12 protein-coding genes are annotated in these 18,247 nt (G+C 71.6%); 8 read left to right on the top strand and 4 right to left on the bottom strand.

Going from position 1 to position 18,247, the window contains the following annotated elements:
- The first annotated feature begins 415 nt into the window (after window positions 1-415).
- A complete protein-coding gene (locus ACFVH5_RS31670) occupies window positions 416-2,353 on the top strand; it encodes an exo-alpha-sialidase (protein ID WP_385837143.1) in 1,938 nt (645 codons plus the stop codon).
- A 10-nt stretch (window positions 2,354-2,363) separates the two neighbouring features.
- Entirely contained in the window at window positions 2,364-3,608 is a 1,245-nt protein-coding gene (locus tag ACFVH5_RS31665) for a DUF4185 domain-containing protein (protein WP_385837141.1), read from the top strand.
- Here the strand turns inward: ACFVH5_RS31665 and ACFVH5_RS31660 are convergent.
- Window positions 3,547-4,608, bottom strand: a complete 1,062-nt coding sequence (locus ACFVH5_RS31660) for a bile acid:sodium symporter family protein (protein ID WP_385837140.1) — start codon at window positions 4,606-4,608, stop codon at window positions 3,547-3,549. The genes ACFVH5_RS31665 and ACFVH5_RS31660 overlap by 62 nt on opposite strands.
- 169 nt (window positions 4,609-4,777) lie before the next feature.
- Here ACFVH5_RS31660 and ACFVH5_RS31655 point away from each other — a divergent pair, with 169 nt between their 5' ends.
- From ACFVH5_RS31655 to ACFVH5_RS31630, 6 genes are all read left to right on the top strand, one after another.
- Window positions 4,778-5,644, top strand: coding sequence for a LysR substrate-binding domain-containing protein (locus tag ACFVH5_RS31655; protein WP_384804801.1), 867 nt, complete (start codon window positions 4,778-4,780; stop codon window positions 5,642-5,644).
- 625 nt (window positions 5,645-6,269) lie between these two features.
- A complete protein-coding gene (locus tag ACFVH5_RS31650) occupies window positions 6,270-8,096 on the top strand; it encodes an AMP-dependent synthetase/ligase (RefSeq protein ID WP_385837139.1) in 1,827 nt (608 codons plus the stop codon).
- Window positions 8,097-8,303: 207 nt separating this feature from the next.
- Window positions 8,304-9,560 carry an ABC transporter substrate-binding protein gene (locus ACFVH5_RS31645; RefSeq protein ID WP_385837138.1) on the top strand — a complete coding sequence of 419 codons (1,257 nt, stop codon included), beginning with the start codon at window positions 8,304-8,306 and terminating at the stop codon, window positions 9,558-9,560.
- Between the two features lie 10 nt (window positions 9,561-9,570).
- Entirely contained in the window at window positions 9,571-12,627 is a 3,057-nt protein-coding gene (locus tag ACFVH5_RS31640; protein ID WP_385837137.1) for an ATP-binding cassette domain-containing protein, read from the top strand.
- Window positions 12,624-13,436: an ABC transporter ATP-binding protein gene (locus tag ACFVH5_RS31635; protein WP_385837136.1), complete on the top strand. Its 813-nt coding sequence runs from the start codon at window positions 12,624-12,626 to the stop codon at window positions 13,434-13,436. Before ACFVH5_RS31640 ends, ACFVH5_RS31635 begins: the two co-directional genes overlap by 4 nt.
- A gap of 247 nt (window positions 13,437-13,683) precedes the next feature.
- Window positions 13,684-14,472, top strand: coding sequence for an aldo/keto reductase (locus tag ACFVH5_RS31630; protein ID WP_384804869.1), 789 nt, complete (start codon window positions 13,684-13,686; stop codon window positions 14,470-14,472).
- Between the two features lie 124 nt (window positions 14,473-14,596).
- Here ACFVH5_RS31630 and ACFVH5_RS31625 read toward each other — a convergent pair whose 3' ends face one another.
- The 3 genes from ACFVH5_RS31625 to ACFVH5_RS31615 form a co-directional block, all read right to left on the bottom strand.
- A complete protein-coding gene (locus tag ACFVH5_RS31625) occupies window positions 14,597-15,298 on the bottom strand; it encodes an SDR family oxidoreductase (protein WP_385837135.1) in 702 nt (233 codons plus the stop codon).
- Between the two features lie 115 nt (window positions 15,299-15,413).
- A complete protein-coding gene (locus tag ACFVH5_RS31620; RefSeq protein ID WP_385837134.1) occupies window positions 15,414-16,295 on the bottom strand; it encodes a class I SAM-dependent methyltransferase in 882 nt (293 codons plus the stop codon).
- A gap of 161 nt (window positions 16,296-16,456) precedes the next feature.
- Window positions 16,457-18,166 carry a glycoside hydrolase family 6 protein gene (locus tag ACFVH5_RS31615; protein WP_385837133.1) on the bottom strand — a complete coding sequence of 570 codons (1,710 nt, stop codon included), beginning with the start codon at window positions 18,164-18,166 and terminating at the stop codon, window positions 16,457-16,459.
- Window positions 18,167-18,247: the final 81 nt, after the last annotated feature.

Raw genomic sequence — 18,247 nt, 5'->3', positions numbered from 1 at the left:
GTGGGCGCCGGTGAGCGGGGTGTGGTGCGTGCAGCTGCAAGGCGGAGGAGGGCGTCGACGCGGAGCGTCGGCAACCGACGACAACGCCGCAGATGCGCGTGCCACACCCCGCGTCTTCGCCGTGATCGACCGGACAGGTCCTAGACGGCCACGAGGACTTGCCGACGGGCGGCGACCGCCCACGGGCCGACGCCGGTGTGCGGCAAGTTCTCGTGCCATGGCCGTGCGCGCTTCTTGTGAGGTGCCTGGGAGCCCAGTAGCGTCTGTGGCGCGCAGTCAGGACGTGGGATGTCCAGATGTTCGGATGTCCAGATGTCCCGGTGCATGAGGCCCATGAGACCCATGAGTCGCCAGAGAGCCACGAGTCGCACGAGTCGCCAGAGACGCATCAGACGCATGAAGGGCAGGTCGCACCATGCCGTCAAGTCTTCGCGCACGCCCCCGAACCCCCCGTACGGCCAGACCGTGGAGGACCGCCGTCACAGGCGCTCTGACGGCGGTCCTCACCCTCACCGCGCTGCTCGGGCTGCCGGGCACCGGACACGCCGGGACCGCCGCCGAACCCGCCGCGGCAGGCAAGGCCGCCGCGTTCGAGCAGCAGGTGCTCTTCAAGGCCTCCCAGGATCCCGGATACGCCTGCTTCCGGATCCCGGCCGTCGTCAGGACGACGAAAGGCACCCTGCTGGCGTTCGCCGAGGGCCGGGTCAACGACTGCAGCGACGCCGGTGACATAGACATCGTGCTCAAGCGCTCCACCGACGGCGGCCGTACCTGGGGCCCGCTGCAGATCGTCAACGAGGGCGCGGGCGACACACACGGCAACCCCGCCCCGACGGTGGACCGGAGGACCGGCCGGGTCGTGCTGGCCGAGACGTACAACACGGGCCGTACGGACGGCGGCAACTGCGCCGTCCCGTGCGACCGCACCCCGCATCTGCAGCACAGCGACGACGACGGGCTGACCTGGTCCGAGCCCCGCGACCTCAGCGACGAGATCCTGCCCGCGCACTGGAACTCCTGGTACGCGACCGGGCCGGTGCACGGCATCCAGCTGACCCGTGGCAAGCATGTGGGACGGCTCGTCTTCGCCGTCAACACCGAGACGTGGGACGGCAGTCGCGTCACCGCCAACCACGCGGCGCTCATCGTCAGCGACGACGGCGGCGACCACTGGCGGATCGGCGCCACGGACTCGTGGCCGATCGCGGCCGACGGCACGTTCCGGCAGAAACCGTCCGAGATGACCGTCACCGAGCGCGCCGACGGCGCGGTCCTGGTCAGCGGGCGCGAGCAGGACGGCACCGATCTCGGCCACCGCACCCAGGCGTTCAGCACCGACGGCGGCTCCAGCTTCACCTCGCACTTCAAGGCCCTGCCCGACCTCTACACACCGCAGGTCCAGGGCTCCACGCTGCGCATGGGCGACCGCATCCTGCTCGCCTGCCCCGGCGACCCGGACCGCCGCCGCACGATGATGATCCGCTCCTCCTACGACAGCGGTCGCACCTGGGACAGCGTCGACCGCGGCACGGTCGTCACGACGGACTGGTCCGGCTACTCCGACCTGGTCGGCATCGGCGCCGACACGGCGGGCCTGCTGTACGAGGGCGGCGCCGTGGACGCGCGCGACGAGATCCGCTTCGCGCGGTTCACCGAGGACTGGCTGACCCCGCGCCGCGGCCCCGACCCGACCACCCCCGACCTGGCGCCGCGCGCACCCGGCGCGGCGGTCCTCGGCGGTGCGACGGGAACGGACGGGGTGTTCGGCGGCGCCCTCGCGTTCGACGGCACGGACGACGCCGTACGCCTGCCCTACCGGACCCGACTGCCGCTCGGAGACAAGGACTTCACGGCCTCGCTGTGGTTCCGCTACACGGCCACCACGGGTGAGCAGCCGTTCCTGTGGATGGGCGGGGTCGGCACCACGCAACCGCAGGTGTGGCTGCGCGGCGAGCCCGCGAACAACCGGGTCCAGGGCCTGATCACGACCCGGGACGGTGCGAGCGCCCCCCGCTCCGCGTCCGTGCGGACCACCGGCGCGTACAACGACGGTCAGTGGCACCATCTGGCGCTGCGCCGGGGCGCGGGACAGCTGACGCTGTTCATCGACGGGACGGTGGCCGCGACGACGGCGGACGTACCGGGATCGGTGAGCCGGAACTCGCCGTTCGGGGTGCACGTCGGCCAGAAGCTGGACAGCCGCGCCCACTTGACCGGCGCGCTCGACGACGTCCGGGTCTTCGACCGCGCCCTGAGCGACGACGAACTGGCCGGCGTACGCACCGGGGACACGGCGGTGACCGGGAACCCGGTCCTGTGGCTGCCCATGGACCGCGTGGCGGCCAGCCACTAACGTCCCGTGGGTGCCCGAGGACACACGAGCACGACAGCGCACGGGGACCGGGTTGGGGTTGCTCCTTGCCTTGGTCCTCGGGGCGGTGCTGCTCACCGCACTCCCCGAGGACGACAGTGGGGAGGCGGCCTGCCGCGCCCGTACGGTCACCTCGTGGGCCGCGGACACCGGTGTCACGGAGGAGTTCGCGCGGTACGGGGACGACGCCTCGCGGGCCGACGACTGGACCGGAGGCGACGGTACGCACTCGGTGCGGCTGCCGGACGGTCGGGTGCTCTGGCTGTTCTCGGACACCTACCTCGGCCAGGTGTACCGTCCGCCGAACCCGGCGGGCGAGTCCTACGCCTGGCGCGACACGACCGCGCCGCTGGTGCGCAACTCGGCCGTGGTCATGAAGGACGGGCGCCTGCAACGCACCCTGCCCGCCCCCCTGTTCGCCGACCCGGCGCCCGGCCAGTGGCGCTGGCCGGTGGCGGCGCGCGTCGAACCCCGCTCCCCCGGCTCGTCCGAGCAGGTCGTACGGGTCGTGCTGTGGACCCGTACGAACGGCGCGTACCCGTGGATCTACGGGGTGCCGACCGCCACCGAGGTGGCCACACTGTCGCTGCCCGGTCTGCGGCTCGAAGGCATCACCCAGGTCCTCGACCAGCGGCAGGTCGGTGATCCGGCGCGGCGGGTGCTGTTCGGCACGACCGCGCTGACCCACGACGAGGACTGGACGTACGTGTTCGGAGGAGACGACGCGCGGGCCGCCGCCCGGCCCGTGTCGCACGCGTACGTCGCACGCGTGCCCCGGGGGCGGCTCGCGGACCCGGACGCGTGGCGGTACTGGGACGGTGAGCGCTGGACCATCCCCTCGCACATGAAGCCCGTACTGGGAGGCGGCGGGCGCGGCGCGGACAAGGGGGTGGGCAGCGCGTTCACGGTGGCCCGCGACGGGGGGACGTACGTCCTGTTCACGATGGCGGCGGGCACCGAGGGACTTTCGACCGTCACCTCGTACTGGGCGTGCTCCCCCACCGGGCCCTGGCACGGGCCCGGCAAGGGCTTCAGCCCGCCGCTGCCGGAGCGGAGGGCGGGCGTGGCCGCGTACAACCCGCAGGTCCATCCCGCGATCGGCGGGGACGGGCTCGTGCTGAGCTACGACGTCAACTGGCTGGACGCGAACGGCGGGGCGGCGGCGCAGGCCAACCTCAGCCGGAACGTGTCCCTGTACCGACCGAGATTCGTGACGCTGCGGCTGGGTCCGGGCTGAGGGGCCGCTCCGACTGCGGTCCCGGCTCGGCCTCAGGGTCGCGGGAGCGGCGCTTGGCGATGACCGCGCACACCATGAGCTGCATCTGGTGGAAGAGCATCAGCGGCAGCACCGCCAGCGAGGCGTGGGCGCCGAACAGCACGCTCGCCATGGGCAGTCCGGACGCCAGCGACTTCTTCGAACCGGCGAACTGGATGGCGATACGGTCGCCCCGGCCGAACCCGAGGGCCTTGGACCCGTACCAGGTCGCCGCCAGCATCACCGCGAGCAGGACCACCTCGACCGCGAGCAGGCCGCCGAGCCGCAGCGGGCTGACCTGGTGCCAGATGCCCTGGACCATGCCCTCGCTGAAGGCGGTGTAGACGACCAGCAGGATCGAGCCGCGGTCCACAAGGCCGAGGATCTTCTTGTGGCGCGCGACGAACCCGCCGATCCAGCGGCGCAGGAGCTGCCCCGCCAGAAAAGGCACGAGCAGCTGCAGCACGATCTTCAGGAGCGAGTCCGCGGAGAACCCGCCTCCCGTGCCGCCGAGGAGCGCCGCGGCGAGCAGCGGGGTGAGCACGATGCCCACGAGGGAGGAGAAGGAGCCCGCGCAGATGGCGGCGGGCACGTTGCCGCGCGCCATGGAGGTGAAGGCGATGGACGACTGGACCGTCGAGGGGACGAGGGTCAGGAAGAGCAGGCCGGTGTAGAGGTCGTGGCTCAGGAACACCGGTTCAAGACCGCGGGCGGCCAGCCCGAGCAGCGGGAACAGAAGGAACGTGCAGGCCAGGACCGTCAGGTGCAACCGCCAGTGCCGTACGCCGTCCATCGCCTCGCGGGTGGACAGACGCGCGCCGTAGAGGAAGAAGAGGAAGGCGATCGCCGCGGTGGAGGCGCCGGAGGCGACCTCGGCACCGGTCCCCCGGGCGGGCAGCAGGGCGGCGAGGCCCACCGTCCCGAGCAGCAGCAGGATGTACGGGTCTATCGGCAGCCAGGACGGCCACTTCAGGCGTTTCACGGTGCTCCGATGGTGCTGGGGACTGGTGTCACTGGGCCCGCCGGCCCCGGTCGTCGTTCTCCGGACGGGGCGAGCCCTCTCCATCGTCCTCCTCCGACCCTTGATCGGGAATCCGGTACACCGCTCTGACTGTCATCATGAAACGCGATGACGCGGTAGCCTCGGGCCCGTGTACGACCCCTCGCAGCTGCGTACCTTCCTCGCCGTGGCCCAAACGCTGAGCTTCACGCAGGCGGCCCGGCGGCTCGGGCTGCGCCAGTCCACGGTCAGCCAGCACGTGCGCCGCCTGGAGAGCACCGCCGGGCGGCAGCTGTTCACCCGGGACACCCACTCCGTGGAACTGACGGAGGACGGCGAGGCCATGCTCGGGTTCGCACGCCGGATCCTGGAGGCGCACGAGCAGGCGGCGGCGTTCTTCGGCGGCACGCGGCTGCGCGGGCGGCTGCGGTTCGGCGCCTCGGAGGACTTCGTCCTGACCCGGCTGACCGAGATCCTGGAAGCCTTCCGCCACGACCACCCCGAGGTCGACCTGGAGCTGACGGTGGAACTCTCGGGCACCCTGCACGAGCAGCTGGCCGACGGGCGGCTCGACCTGGTGCTGGCCAAGCGGCGCCCCGAGGACCCGCGCGGCGAGCTGGTCTGGCACGACCGCATGGTCTGGATCGGCGGGGAGCGGCTGCGGCTGGATCCCGACCGTCCGGTCCCGCTGATCGTGTACCCGCCGCCGGGCATCAGCCGGGCGCTGGCCCTGGAGGCGCTGGAACGCCAAGGCCGGTCCTGGCGCGTCGCGTGCACGAGCGGCAGCCTGAACGGTCTCATCGCGGCGGCCCGCGCGGGACTCGGCGTGATGGCCCACACGCGCGGTCTGATCCCGCCGGGCCTGGTCCGCGTCCCCGACCGCGCAGGCCTCCCGGAACTCGGCGAGGTGGACTTCGTCCTGCTCCACGGCAGACGCCACGCGGCGTCCCGCGGAGCGGCTGACGCGCTGGCCGCCTCGATCCTGACGTCCCCGGACCGCCTCCACCGGGCCCGCTGAAACGGGCCCCGTAGGGGCGCGGGGAACGGCGCGGCCCGCCCCCACCGACCCGCAGCCGACATCGGCGCAGACCCCACCCCCAGGGGCGCGAGGAACGGCGCGGCCAGCCCCCACCGAACCCGCACCCGACATCGAGACGGGCCCCACCCCCAGGGGCGCGGGGAACTGCGCGGCCCACCCCCACCGGCCCGCAGCCGACATCGGGGCAGGCCCCACCCCCTAGGGGCGCGGGGAACTGCGCGGCCCGCCCCCACCGGCCCGCAGATCCATCCGGCCCCCGTGCCGGGCCCCGTAAGGGTTTCGGACACACCTGCGGGCCGGTGGGGGCTTGTCGCGCAGTTCCCCGCGCCCCTAGAGGTGGCGGGCGCCCGGACGGAAGCTGCGGGGTCGGTGGGGCTTCGCGCGCGCCCCGCTCCCGGTAAGCGCCCCGTACAGATTCCGTGGAGATTACGGAACCGAAACTTACGGAAGAGTAAGGATTCTGTCCCGGCCTCCCCCCTTGTGGCCGGATTTCAGGGGTTGACCTGTGCGTACGTCACCCCCGACCCCCCTCCGCCACCCCTCCCGCGGCAGCGGCACGTGGGGTAGCTTTCACCGCCTGCGGAGCACCTTCAAGGAGCGGGGATTGAGCGAGTTCACCAACCCTCCCCTGGCGTCGGCACCGCCGGTGGGCGGCCTGGCCGATGCCGTGTTCGAGTATGCCCAGGAGGACCCCCTCTACATCGCGCTGGGCCGCAAGGACGAGCGCGGCAGATGGCGGGACGTGACGTCCGCCGAGTTCCGCGACGAGGTCCTCGCGCTCGCGAAGGGCCTGCTGGCCCACGGCATCCGCTTCGGCGACCGCGTCGCGATCATGTCCCGTACGCGCTACGAGTGGACCCTCTTCGACTACGCGCTGTGGTCGATCGGCGCGCAGGTCGTCCCGATCTACCCCACCTCGTCGGCCGAGCAGGTCTTCTGGATGCTGCACGACGCCCAGGTGTCGGCGGCGATGGTGGAGCACGAGGACCACGCGATGACGATCGCCACGGTCATCGACCGCCTGCCGACGCTGCACAAACTGTGGCAGCTCGACACGGGCGCGGTGCAGGAGCTGTACGAGGCCGGCGGCCACATCGACGACGAGGTGGTGCACCGGCACCGCCGCGCGGTCACCCCGGAGTCGACGGCGACGATCATCTACACGTCCGGCACCACGGGCCGCCCCAAGGGCTGCGTCCTGTCGCACGCCAACTTCATGTTCGAGACGGACACGGCGATCGGACGCTGGGAGCCGCTCTTCCATTCCAAGCGCGGCGACGAGGCCGCGACCCTGCTGTTCCTGCCGCTCGCGCACGTCTTCGGGCGGATGGTTCAGGTCGCCGCGGTCCGGGGGAAGGTCAAGTTCGGCCATCAGCCGCAGCTGAACGCGGCGGCCCTGCTGCCGGATCTGGCCGCGTTCCAGCCGACGTTCTTCCTGGCCGTGCCGTACATCTTCGAGAAGGTGTTCAACGCGGCCCGCCGCAAGGCCGAGAAGGAGGGCAAGGGCGGCCCGTTCGAGAAGGCGGTCGAGGTCGCGGTGCGTTACGCGGACGCGGTCGAGGCGAAGGCCTGGGACATCGGCCCCGGCCCCTCTGCGGCCCTTCGCATGCAGCACCAGCTCTTCGACAAACTCGTCTACTCCAAGATCCGTAACGCGATGGGCGGACGCGTACGGCACGCGATGTCCGGCGGCTCGGCGATGGACCGCCGCCTCGGCCTGTTCTTCGCGGGCGCCGGCGTGCAGATCTACGAGGGGTACGGGCTCACCGAGTCCACGGCCGCGGCGACCGCCAACCCGCCCGAGCGCACCCGGTACGGGACCGTCGGCCAGCCCATCCCCGGCACGACCGTGCACATCGCGGACGACGGCGAGATCTGGCTGCACGGCGACAACGTCTTCCAGGGTTACCTCAACGACCCGAAGGCCACCGACGCGGCCCTGCACGACGGCTGGCTGGCCACCGGTGACATCGGCGCGCTCGACGAGGACGGCTATCTCACGATCACCGGGCGCAAGAAGGAGATCCTGGTGACCTCCGGCGGCAAGAGCGTCTCGCCGGGCGTCCTGGAGGAGCGGGTGCGCGACCATCCGCTGGTCGCGCAGTGCATCGTCGTCGGCAACGACCGGCCGTACATCGCGGCGCTGGTCACGCTCGACGGGGAGGCCGTCGACCACTGGCTGCAGATGCGGGGCAAGTCCCCGCTCACCCCGGCCCAGCTGGTGCGGGACCCCGACCTGGAGACCGAGGTGCGGCGGGCCGTGGTGGCCGCGAACACCCTGGTCTCCCAGGCCGAGTCGATCCGCACGTTCCGGATACTGGCCCACCAGTTCACCGAGGAGCACGGCCTGCTGACCCCGTCCCTGAAACTGAAGCGCAAGGCGATCGAGAACGCGTACGCGACAGAGGTGGAGGCGCTGTACCGCGCGTAGCGCGCCCCGTCAGGGGCGCGGGGAACTGCGCGACCGGCCCCCACCGGACCCGCACCCGACCCGTACCCGGCCCATCACCTGTCACCTGACACCTGCCACCTGACACCTGACACATCGTCAGATTCAAGCGCATCACATATTGACGATCCGTCAGATCCGCCGGATCATTTCGGTCACCCGAGTCACCCGACCAAGGGGAGACCGACCGTGCCGCGAAAGACCCGCGCATTCGCCGCCGCGACGGCCGCCATCGCCCTGCTGCTGACCGCCGCCTGCAACTCGGCTTCCACCGATGGCACTTCGAAGGACGCCGACTCCGTACGCGGGGTCACGGACACCCGGATCAAAGTCGGCGGCATCGTCTCGATGACAACGGCGAGCGGCTACTCCAAGAAGGACACCGACCTCGGCGCGAGGGCCCGTTTCGACCGCGCCAACGCCGAAGGCGGCCTGCACGGACGGAAGATCGACTACCTCGGCGCCGAGGACGACGGCCAGGACCCGTCCAGGAACCTCGCCGCGGCCCGCAAACTCGTCCAGCAGGACAAGGTGTTCGCGATCGCGCCGATGAGCTCGACGACCTTCTCCGGCGCGGACTTCCTGCAGAAGCAGCGCGTCCCCACCTTCGGCTGGGGCACGCTGCCGTCGTTCTGCGGGCCGTCGTACATCTACGGCTTCGGCGGCTGCATGGTGCCGACGCCCGGCGGCACCATCTCGCAGACCTGGCCCGAGGGCCTCGAACAGGTGATGGGCGGCGCGAAGGGCCGGAGCGTGGCGATCCTCGCCAATGACAGCGACGCCGGGAAGTTCGGCATCCGCACCTACCGGCAGAGTTTCGAGTCGGCCGGGTTCACGGTCACGTACGCCAAGCCGTCGGTGTCCGCGGCCTCCGTCCCGAGCGACTGGTCGGCGTACACGAAGGAGATCCTGCGCAGCGACGGCGGCAGGGCGCCGGACGCGATCGTCTCCGTGATGCAGACCCCGTACAACATCGGGCTGTTCACGGCGGTGAAGCGGACGGGGTACCGCGGTGTGCTCACCGATCCGACCGACTACGACCCGGGACTGCTCGCGAAGAGTGCGACGCGGAAGGCGCTCGACGGGGTGCATGTTCTGACGTCGTTCCAGCCGTTCGAGCAGCGGAGTGCGGCGATGACGCGGTTCGGGAAGGACATCAGGAAGGCCGCGGGCAAGGACGTGCCGCTGAATATGCACATGATGACCGGCTACATGTCGGCCGATCTGTTCCTCGCCATCGCTGGGAAGGCCGGCAAGGACCTGACGGTGTCGTCCTTCCAGAAGGCGGCGGACGGGTTCGCGGACACCGGCACGCTCGTCGGGGACCGGGCCGAACGGAAGGGCCAGAAGGAGTCGTTCGGGTGCGGGGCGCTCGTCCAGCTGAAGGGCGGCGAGTACGTGGTGTCGGCGCCCTTCACGTGCTATCCGCCGATCCCCTTCACGTAGGGCACGCGGCATGGCCGACCTTCTCGGATTCGTGCTGAGCGGACTGGTGTCGGGCGCGCTGTACGCGCTCCTGGCGACCGGTCTCGTGCTGTCCTGCTCCGCCTCGGGCCTGTTCAACTTCGCGCACGGCGCCACCGCCTACCTCTGCGCCCTCGCCTTCTACGAACTGCACTCGGGTCTCGGCCGGCCGGCCGTGCCGACGGCGGTGCTGCTGGTGTGCGTACTGGCGCCCGCGCTGGGGTGGGGCCTGGACCGGCTGATGTTCCGCAAGCTGGCGCGGGTCGGTGAGACGGCTCAGATCGTGGCCACCATCGGGCTGCTGGTGGCGCTGCCCGCGCTGGGGCTGTGGATCGTGGAGCTGCTGGCGGACGCGGGCACGTCGGTGAAGCCCGCCGAGAACCAGTTCGGGCTGCCCGGGGTCGGGCCCAGTCCCGCGCGGTCCTGGCAGCCGGTCGACGGCGTCGGCATCGACTCCGACCAGCTGATCATCTGGGCCGCGACGGCCGTGGTCGCCCTCGGCCTGTGGGTCCTGATGCGGCACACCCCGCTGGGGCTGCGGCTCAGGGCGGCCGTCGACAACCGTTCGCTGGTGGAGCTGCGCGGGCTGAGCGCGGACCGGCTGTCGTCGATCGCGTGGATGCTGTCGTCGGGGCTCGCGGGCCTGGCGGGCGTACTGGCGACCCCGCTCCTCGGCCTCTCGGCCCACGACTTCACCCTCTTCCTCTTCGTCTCGGCGACGGCGGCGGTGCTCGGCCGGTTCGTCTCGGTACCGCTGGCGTTCGCGGGCGGGCTCGGGCTCGGGGTGCTGCAGAACCTGGTCGCCGGGTACGCGGACTTCGCCGAGCGGATCACCGGGTTCCGTACCGCCGTGCCCTTCCTGATCCTCTTCGCCGGGCTGCTGCTGTTGACGCGGCGCGGGCGCACGGCGGGCACGGCGGCGGTGGACCCGCCGCCGGTCGACTATCTGACGGGGCGGTCCCGGCTGCGGCGGTGGGGCCCGTGGACGGTGGCCGCCGTCCTCCTCGCGACCTCCTTCTACACGGTCACGACCCCCTTCTGGAGCGGCCTCCTCGCCCAGGGGCTGGCCCTGTCCCTCGTCTTCATGTCCTTCACGGTGGTGACGGGGCTCGGCGCGATGGTGTCGCTGGCGCAGGCGACCTTCGTGACGGGGGCGGCGCTGGTGGCGGGGCTGCTGCTCAGCCATGGCTGGCCGTTCGTGGCGGCGGCGGCCGTGGGCACGTGTGCGGCGGCGGTGCTCGGGGCCCTGGTCGCCCTCCCCGCGCTGCGGCTCGGTGGCCGCTCGCTCGCGCTGGCGACCCTCGCGCTGGCCTTCCTCGCCGACCAGGTCCTGTTCCAGATCGGTTGGCTGCGCAACGGCGACACGGGGTGGGCGGTTCCCCGGCCGGTCCTCGGCCCGGTGGACCTGGGCGACGACCGGGCGCTCGGGGTGGCGCTGACCGTGCTGGTCGCGGCGGTCGTCACCGCGCTGGGCGCGCTGCGGAACTCGCCGTCCGGCCGGGCGATGCTCGCGGTGCGCTCGGCGCCCGCGGCGGCGATGGCGTCCGGGGTGTCGGTCGTCCGCACCAAGCTGGTGCTGTTCACGCTGTCCGCCGGCCTCGCGGGCTTCGGCGGCGTCATGTACGCCTCGTACAACACCCGCGTCACCGCGACCGACTTCACCGCGATGACGGGCCTGATCTGGCTCGCGGTGGTCGTGGCGGCGGGCCTGCGCCGCCCCCAGTTCGCGGTGGTCGCCGGCCTCGTCTACGCCCTCGTACCGCACCTCCTCTCGGACTACGTCACCGAGTCCGTACACCTCCCGGTGATCCTCTTCGGCCTGGCAGGCCTGGCCCTGGCGAACGACCCGGACGGCTACTGCGCGGCGGTCCCGTCGCGCTTGCACCGCCGCAGGCTGACGGGGTCGGCCGCGGGTACGCCGCCCGCGGGTACGGAACCTAGGCCGCCCACCGTGCTGCCGGGCGGCACGGCGGAGGGCGACGGGGTGCCGGCCGACACGACGTCGGCGGGCACGACGACGGCCGGCACGACGACGGCCGGCACAGCGGCGGCGACCGCCGCGGGCTCGACCGGCGCGGTGGCGGCCGGTACGGTCCCGGCCGCGGCGGGCCCGATCAGCCCCGTCGACCCGGGCGGCGCGGGCGAAACCAGAGGGACCCCGGCCGGCGCGGGCTCGGCCAGCGCGGGCTCGGCCAGCGCGGGCTCGGCCAGCGCCATGGCCGCCGGGGCCATGGCCTCTGCGGCCCTGCCCGCCCGAGGCGTGCCCGGAGCGGTTGTCGCCGGGGAGGTGGGATCGTCGGTCGGTTCCGGCGGGCAGCCGTTCTCGGCCGCCCTGTGCCTGCGTGGCATCCGTGCCGGTTACGGCGGGGCGGCCGTGCTGCGCGGGGTCGATCTCGTCGTGCGGGCCGGGGAGATTCTCGTGCTGCTCGGTCCGAACGGGGCCGGGAAGTCGACGACGTGCCGTGTCGCCGCGGGCCTGGTGAGCCCGCTCGCCGGGCAGGTGCACGTGGCCGGACGCGACGCCACCCGGGACGGTGCCGTGCGCCGGTCACGAGCCGGAGTCGTGCTCGCGCCGGAGGGGCGCGGGATTTTCCCGGCCCTCACCATCGAGGAGAACCTCGGCCTGTATCTGCGCGGCCGGGACGGGCGAAACGCACGCGACGCCGTGTACGAGCGCTTCCCCGGGCTCGCCGGACGGCGCGGCGTCCCCGCCGGTGCCCTCTCGGGAGGGGAGCAGCAGATGCTCGCCCTCGCCCCGCTCCTGCAGCGTCCTCCGAAGGTCCTGATCGCCGACGAACCCTCCCTCGGCCTCGCCCCCCGGGTCGTCGAGGAGGTCTTCCGTCTCCTCACCGAGCTACGCGACCACGGCACGGCCCTGCTCCTCGTGGAGGAGAAGGCCACCGAGGTGCTGAAGGTCGCGGACACGGTCGCGTACCTGGCACAGGGGCGCGTGACGTGGTGCGGTCCGCGCGCGGCCGTGGAGGCGGACCGCCTGACCGAAGCGTATCTGGGACTGGCGGCCACGCACGAGAAGGCGGCCCGCCCATGACGAGCACGAGCACGAGCCCGGTCCTGCGCGCCGACCGCGTCGCCGTCCGCTTCGGCGGCGTACGGGCACTGGACGATGTGAGCCTGGCCCTGCGCCCCGGCGAGATCTGCGGGCTCATCGGCCCCAACGGCGCCGGGAAGACCACCCTCTTCGACGTGCTGTCCGGCATCCGCCGGCCCGACGCGGGCCGCATCCACCTCGACGGGACGGACGTCACCCGCCGCTCCCCCGTGTGGCGCGCCCGCCACGGAATGCGCCGCACGTTCCAGCGCCAGCAGCTGTTCGGGCAGCTCACGGTGGCCGACAACCTGGTCGTGGCCCAGGAGTGGCGCGGCGGCGGAGGCGGACTCACGGCCGACCTGCTGGGGGCGCCCACCCGGCGTACGTACGAGAAGGAGCGGCGGGCCCGGGCCGCCGAGGTCCTGCGCGCCTGCGGACTCGACGGCCTCGGCGACACCTGTGCCGCCGCGCTCCCCGTGGGCCGCGCCCGCATGGTCGAACTGGCCCGCGCCGTCGCGGACCGGCCCCGGGTCCTGCTCCTCGACGAACCCGCCGCAGGGACGACGACCGAGGAGAGCCGTCAACTGGCCGCCGTCATCCGCCGGTTGTCCGAACAGGAGGGCTGCGCGGTCCTCCTCGTCGAGCACGACGTCGCCTTCGTCATGGAGGTGTCCACCCGGATCGTCGTACTCGACCTGGGCCGCGTACTCGCGGAGGGCACTCCCGCCGAGGTCCATGCCGACGGGCGGGTGCGGGAGGCGTACCTGGGCACGACGGCCGTCGCAGGAGCCGGGGACGCACCGGCCTGACCGCACGCCGTCCATGGTTCGGACGTGGTGCGGACGTGGTGCGGACGTGGTGCGGACATGGTTCGGACCCGGCAGAGCGGGTACTTTCCGGCCAATCTCCCTTACGGTCTGCCTTTCGACCGGCGAACGCACGGGACAGGAATGCACGACAGCCCGTGATCGTTCACGATGGAGTACCACCCGACGACGTAAGGATCGAAAGCTCGTGAGCAAGGTCCCCCCGATCACCCTGAACAACGGCGTCGAGATGCCCCAGCTGGGCTTCGGTGTCTGGCAGGTGCCGGACGACGAGGCCGAGCGAGCCGTCTCCACCGCGCTGGAGGCCGGGTACCGCAGCATCGACACCGCCGCGATCTACGGCAACGAAGTGGGCACCGGCAAGGGCCTGGCCTCCTCCGGCATCGCCCGCGAGGACCTCTTCGTCACCACGAAGCTCTGGAACGCCGAACAGGGCTACGACTCGACGCTGCGCGCCTTCGACGAGTCCCTGGAGAAGCTCGGTCTCGACCACGTCGACCTGTACCTCATCCACTGGCCGATGCCGGACCGGGGCAAGTACATCGACACGTACAAGGCCTTCGAGAAGCTGCACGCGGACGGCCGTGCCAAGTCCATCGGTGTCTCCAACTTCCACCCGGAGTACCTGGAGAAGCTGCTCGACGCGACATCCGTCGTCCCGGTCCTCAACCAGGTCGAGCTGCACCCGCACCTTCAGCAGTCCGCCCTGCGCGAGTTCCACGCGGAGCACGGCATCGCCACCGAGGCCTGGTCCCCGCTCGGCCAGGGCAAGGGCCTCCTGGAGGTCCCGGCCATCGTGGCCATCGCCCGCAAGCACGACCGCACGCCCGCCCAGGTCGTCCTGCGCTGGCACCTCCAGCTGGGCAACGTGGTGATCCCCAAGTCCGTGACCCCGTCCCGGATCAAGGAGAACATCGACGTCTTCGGCTTCACGCTCGACGACGAGGACATCGCCGCGATCACCGCCCTCGACGAGGGCCGCCGCCTGGGTTCCGACCCGGCGACCGTCAACGACTGAGCGAGCGGCCGGCGTATCGCCGCACGACCGCACCATCAAGACCTTGAAGCCGCCGCCCGGTCCGGGCGGCGGCTTCATCGGTGTCCGCCGGGTGTCCACCCGGCTCGGACCTGCCCATGGGCGATCAGACCGGCTGCCCGATCGGCCGTACGACCACGGTGTTGACGTCTACCCCGGCCGGCTGCCGGATCGCCCAGACGACCGACTCCGCGAGCTGGTCCGAGGTGAGCAGCTGCCCGGGCGGCAGGCTGCCGTAGCTGTCCCAGAACGGGGTCTCCACCCGCCCCGGGGAGATCAGCGTCACTCCCACCCCGTACTCGGTGACCTGCCGACGGGTGTTCTCGGCGAGGCCGGTCACGGCCCACTTCGTCGCCCCGTAGATGTTGCCGGGGGTGTGGACGTGCCCGGCCACGCTGCCGACGAGCACGATCCGGCCGCGGGTCTCCTTCAGCTGCTCGATCGACGCCCGGACGAGCAGCGCGGGTCCGAGCACATTGGTCAGCACCATGTCCCGCCAGCCGGCCGGATCGCCCTCGGCGACGGTGTCGTGCGTGGCGTATCCGGCGTTGGCGACGACGGTGTCGAGGCGTCCGAACCTCTCCACCGTCGCCGCGACCGCGGCCTGCACGTGGCCGTAGTCGGCCGCGTCTCCCTGGAACGTCAACAGCCCTTCGGGCTTGCCGAGTTGTTCCGCGAACCCGCGCAGCCGCTCCTCCCCGCGTCCCGTCACGGTCACCCGGTGTCCGGCGTCGAGCAGCTGCCGGGCGACCGCCGCCCCGATACCGCTGCCGCCGCCGGTGATGAGTGCAACCGGTGAGCCAGTCATGTGATCCCCCAAGACGTGTCCGACCAAGCCGTGTCCGACGAAGTGCCCGGAGTCCATCACTTGGAGCGCACTCGATGTCAACACCGCTTGAACGAGGCTCAGTTGGGGGCCAGGGCTACGGCTTCACCCCGACGTACACCGTCAGTGCCGTGAGGACGAACACGTCCGGCCGGTGGTACACGCTCGCCTTGTCCTCCGGGTCGAGGAGCCGGTCGAGGGTGGCCAGGTCGTCGGCGTCGAGGCCCTCGGCGAGGCCGTCGCGGCGGTGGCGGAGGGAGGTGGCGACGAACGCGCGGGCCTCGTCGGAGGCGGGGGCGGGGATGTCGAGCAGGAAGGTACGGGTCCCGGTGTGGCGCAGGCCGACCGCCGAGAGCAGGGCCGGCCAGTCCTCGACGTCCTCGACGACGGCACCGGGCAGCTCGGCCCGCATGCGGGCGAACCACTCCTGCTCGATCGCGTCGGTGCGGGCCTGCAGTCCAGGGCGGCCGATACCGAAGTCGCGCGGGAGGTAGCGCGAGGGCAGACCGCCCTCCAGCAGCGCGAGCGTGCCGCCCGGCGCGAGCCGGTCGGCGAAGCCCGCGAGGGCGCCCCGCTGGTCGCCGACGTGGTGCAGGGACCGGCTCGCCCAGAGGAGATCGGCCGGGTACTCCAGGTCACCGAGCCCGTCGCCCAGCTCGGCCCGGAGAGTGCCGAAGCGGTCGGCGATCCCCCGCTCGGCGGCGCGCTCACGGGCCCGCTCCAGGAGGGGTTCCGCCCCGTCCACGGCGATGACCCGGGCGGCGGGGAACGTGTCGGCGAGCAGACAGGAGATGACACCGGGACCGCTGCCCGCGTCCACGACCAGCTCGGGATCCGGCCGCATCTCCCGCAGCCAGCTCGCCGCCTGCGTGTACAGCGGACTGAACAGCTCGGCCTCCTGCTCCAGCATCGGAAGCATCTCGGCGAAGTCGATGTGGGTGTGGCTGTGGCTGTGACCGTGATCGTGGTCGTGTCCCATGACGTCGAGCCTCTCGTTCGGCAGTGGCCCCAGCGTCCACCAGCTTCCCGAAATCAGCCACTCGCGTTGCCAAAACAGCAACGATTCCCCGCACCCCCTCAAGGGGCGCGGGGAACGGCGCAATCTGTTGATCTTTCAGGTGACCGAGCAGAAAGAGCAGGTCACAGAGCGGGATACGCGTTCTTCATGAGCTCCTGGAACTGCGCGGAGAACCAGTGCCCCGACAGCGGCGCGTTCGCCAGCGCCCCCGACATGTTGTTGTTGTTCCGCGGGTTGCCGGTGTACGTCGGGTCGCACATGCGGTCGAAGCCCTTGCCCTCGTCGTTCGGGATCGCGGTGCTCGACCCGTCCGACTCACCCGGCGGCTTCATCCACACGTACGCGTCGATCCCGGTCGCCGGCGCCGCCTGCGGCCGCTCGCCGAGGCCCGCTCCGGACTGGTTGCACCAGTTCCCGAGGTGGATGCGCCGGTCGTAGCGTCCACCGTCGACGTACGTGTCCACGGTGGTCGTCGGCCCGGCGGCGGTGGGCCGTGCCGTGCCGCCCCAGCCGTTGCGGGAGGTGTCGATCAGCATGCCGATGCCGGAGGGGAAGCCGATCGAGACCAGCTGGGCGCGCATGGCCTGCGCGTACGACTGCTCGTCGACGTAGCGGTTCCAGTCGATCCACTTCGACAGGCGCACCGACGTGCCGTTCACCGAGTCGTTGATCGTGAAGTAGTTCTCCTTCGTGGCGCTGTAGTTGGCCGTGTTCACGATGAAGCCGTGCACGTCGGCGACGGTCGCGCCCTCGGTGGAGGCGGCCTCCTTGAAGAGCGCGGCGGAGGGCGCGAAGTTGTCGTCCCAGCCGAGCCAGCCGTGGTGTCCGGCGTCGATGTAGTTGTAGACGTTGGGCACGTCGCCGAGCTTGTTCAGCGCGTAGCCGACGCCCTTCTGGTAGTTGCCGTTCGCCTTCATGGTGTCGCAGTTGGCGGTGGCGGTCGCACGGGGCGAGACGTTGGTGACGAGGTTGGGCAGCGAGTCGATCTCGACGGTGGTGACGATCCGCAGACCCGCGTACTTGGTGTCGGCGAGGATCGCGGCGATCGGGTCGATGTACTGGGTCTTGTACTTGTCGATCTCCGTCGGGCCCAGCTCTCCGTTGGACGCCAGGGCGGCGCAGTCACGGCCGGGCAGGTTGTAGATGACCAGCTGGACCACCATCTGGTCCGAGCCCTTCTGGGCCAGTGCCGCGTCCAGGTGGGCGCGCAGACCCATGCCGCCGTTCACGCCGTTGATCGCGGCGATCCGGTCGAGCCACACGCCGGTCGGCTGGTTGGCGATCCGGCTGCCGCCGGTCTCGGCGGTGGCCTTCGCCTTCCACTCCGGGTTCACGTACACCTTGGCGCCGGCGTACGGGTTGTCCACCCGGCTGCCCGTGCCGGGATCGGTCGGGTCGGTGGGGTCCGTGCCGCCGTCGACGTTGCAGGTCACACCGTCGAGGGTGAAGGTGGTGGGCAGCGCGTTGGTGCCGCTGTAGGTGCCGTTGAAGCCGAAGCTGACCGAACTCCCGGTCCCCAGAGTGCCGTTGTAGCTCTCGTTGGCCGCGGTGACCGCGGTGCCGCTCTGGCTGAACTTGGCGTTCCAGCCGCTGGTCACCTTCTGGTTGCCGGCGTACGACCACTTCACGGCCCAACTGGACTTGGCCGCGCTGTTGTTGGTGACCGTCACCGCCGTGGTGAAGCCGGTGTCCCACTGGTTCTGCACCTTGTACTCCACGGTGCAGGGGACGGCGGCCGCGCCGACGTCCGGGGGTATCGCCGCGACGGCGGCGCCCGCGGTCCCGGCGACCAGCGCCAGCGCCGCGAGAAATGCAGTTCTGGTACGGCTCATGTGCGGGGTGTCCTATTCGTCGAGGGCGCGCGGAAGCTCGCGGCCCGATGCCGAACGACGTGGTGATGCCGTCGTGAACAC

It is taken from the genome of Streptomyces sp. NPDC127119, from assembly GCF_042677425.1.
Lineage (GTDB): Bacteria > Actinomycetota > Actinomycetes > Streptomycetales > Streptomycetaceae > Streptomyces.
Note: the sequence above shows the minus strand (reverse complement) of the source record. Positions and strands in the feature narration are given on the sequence as shown.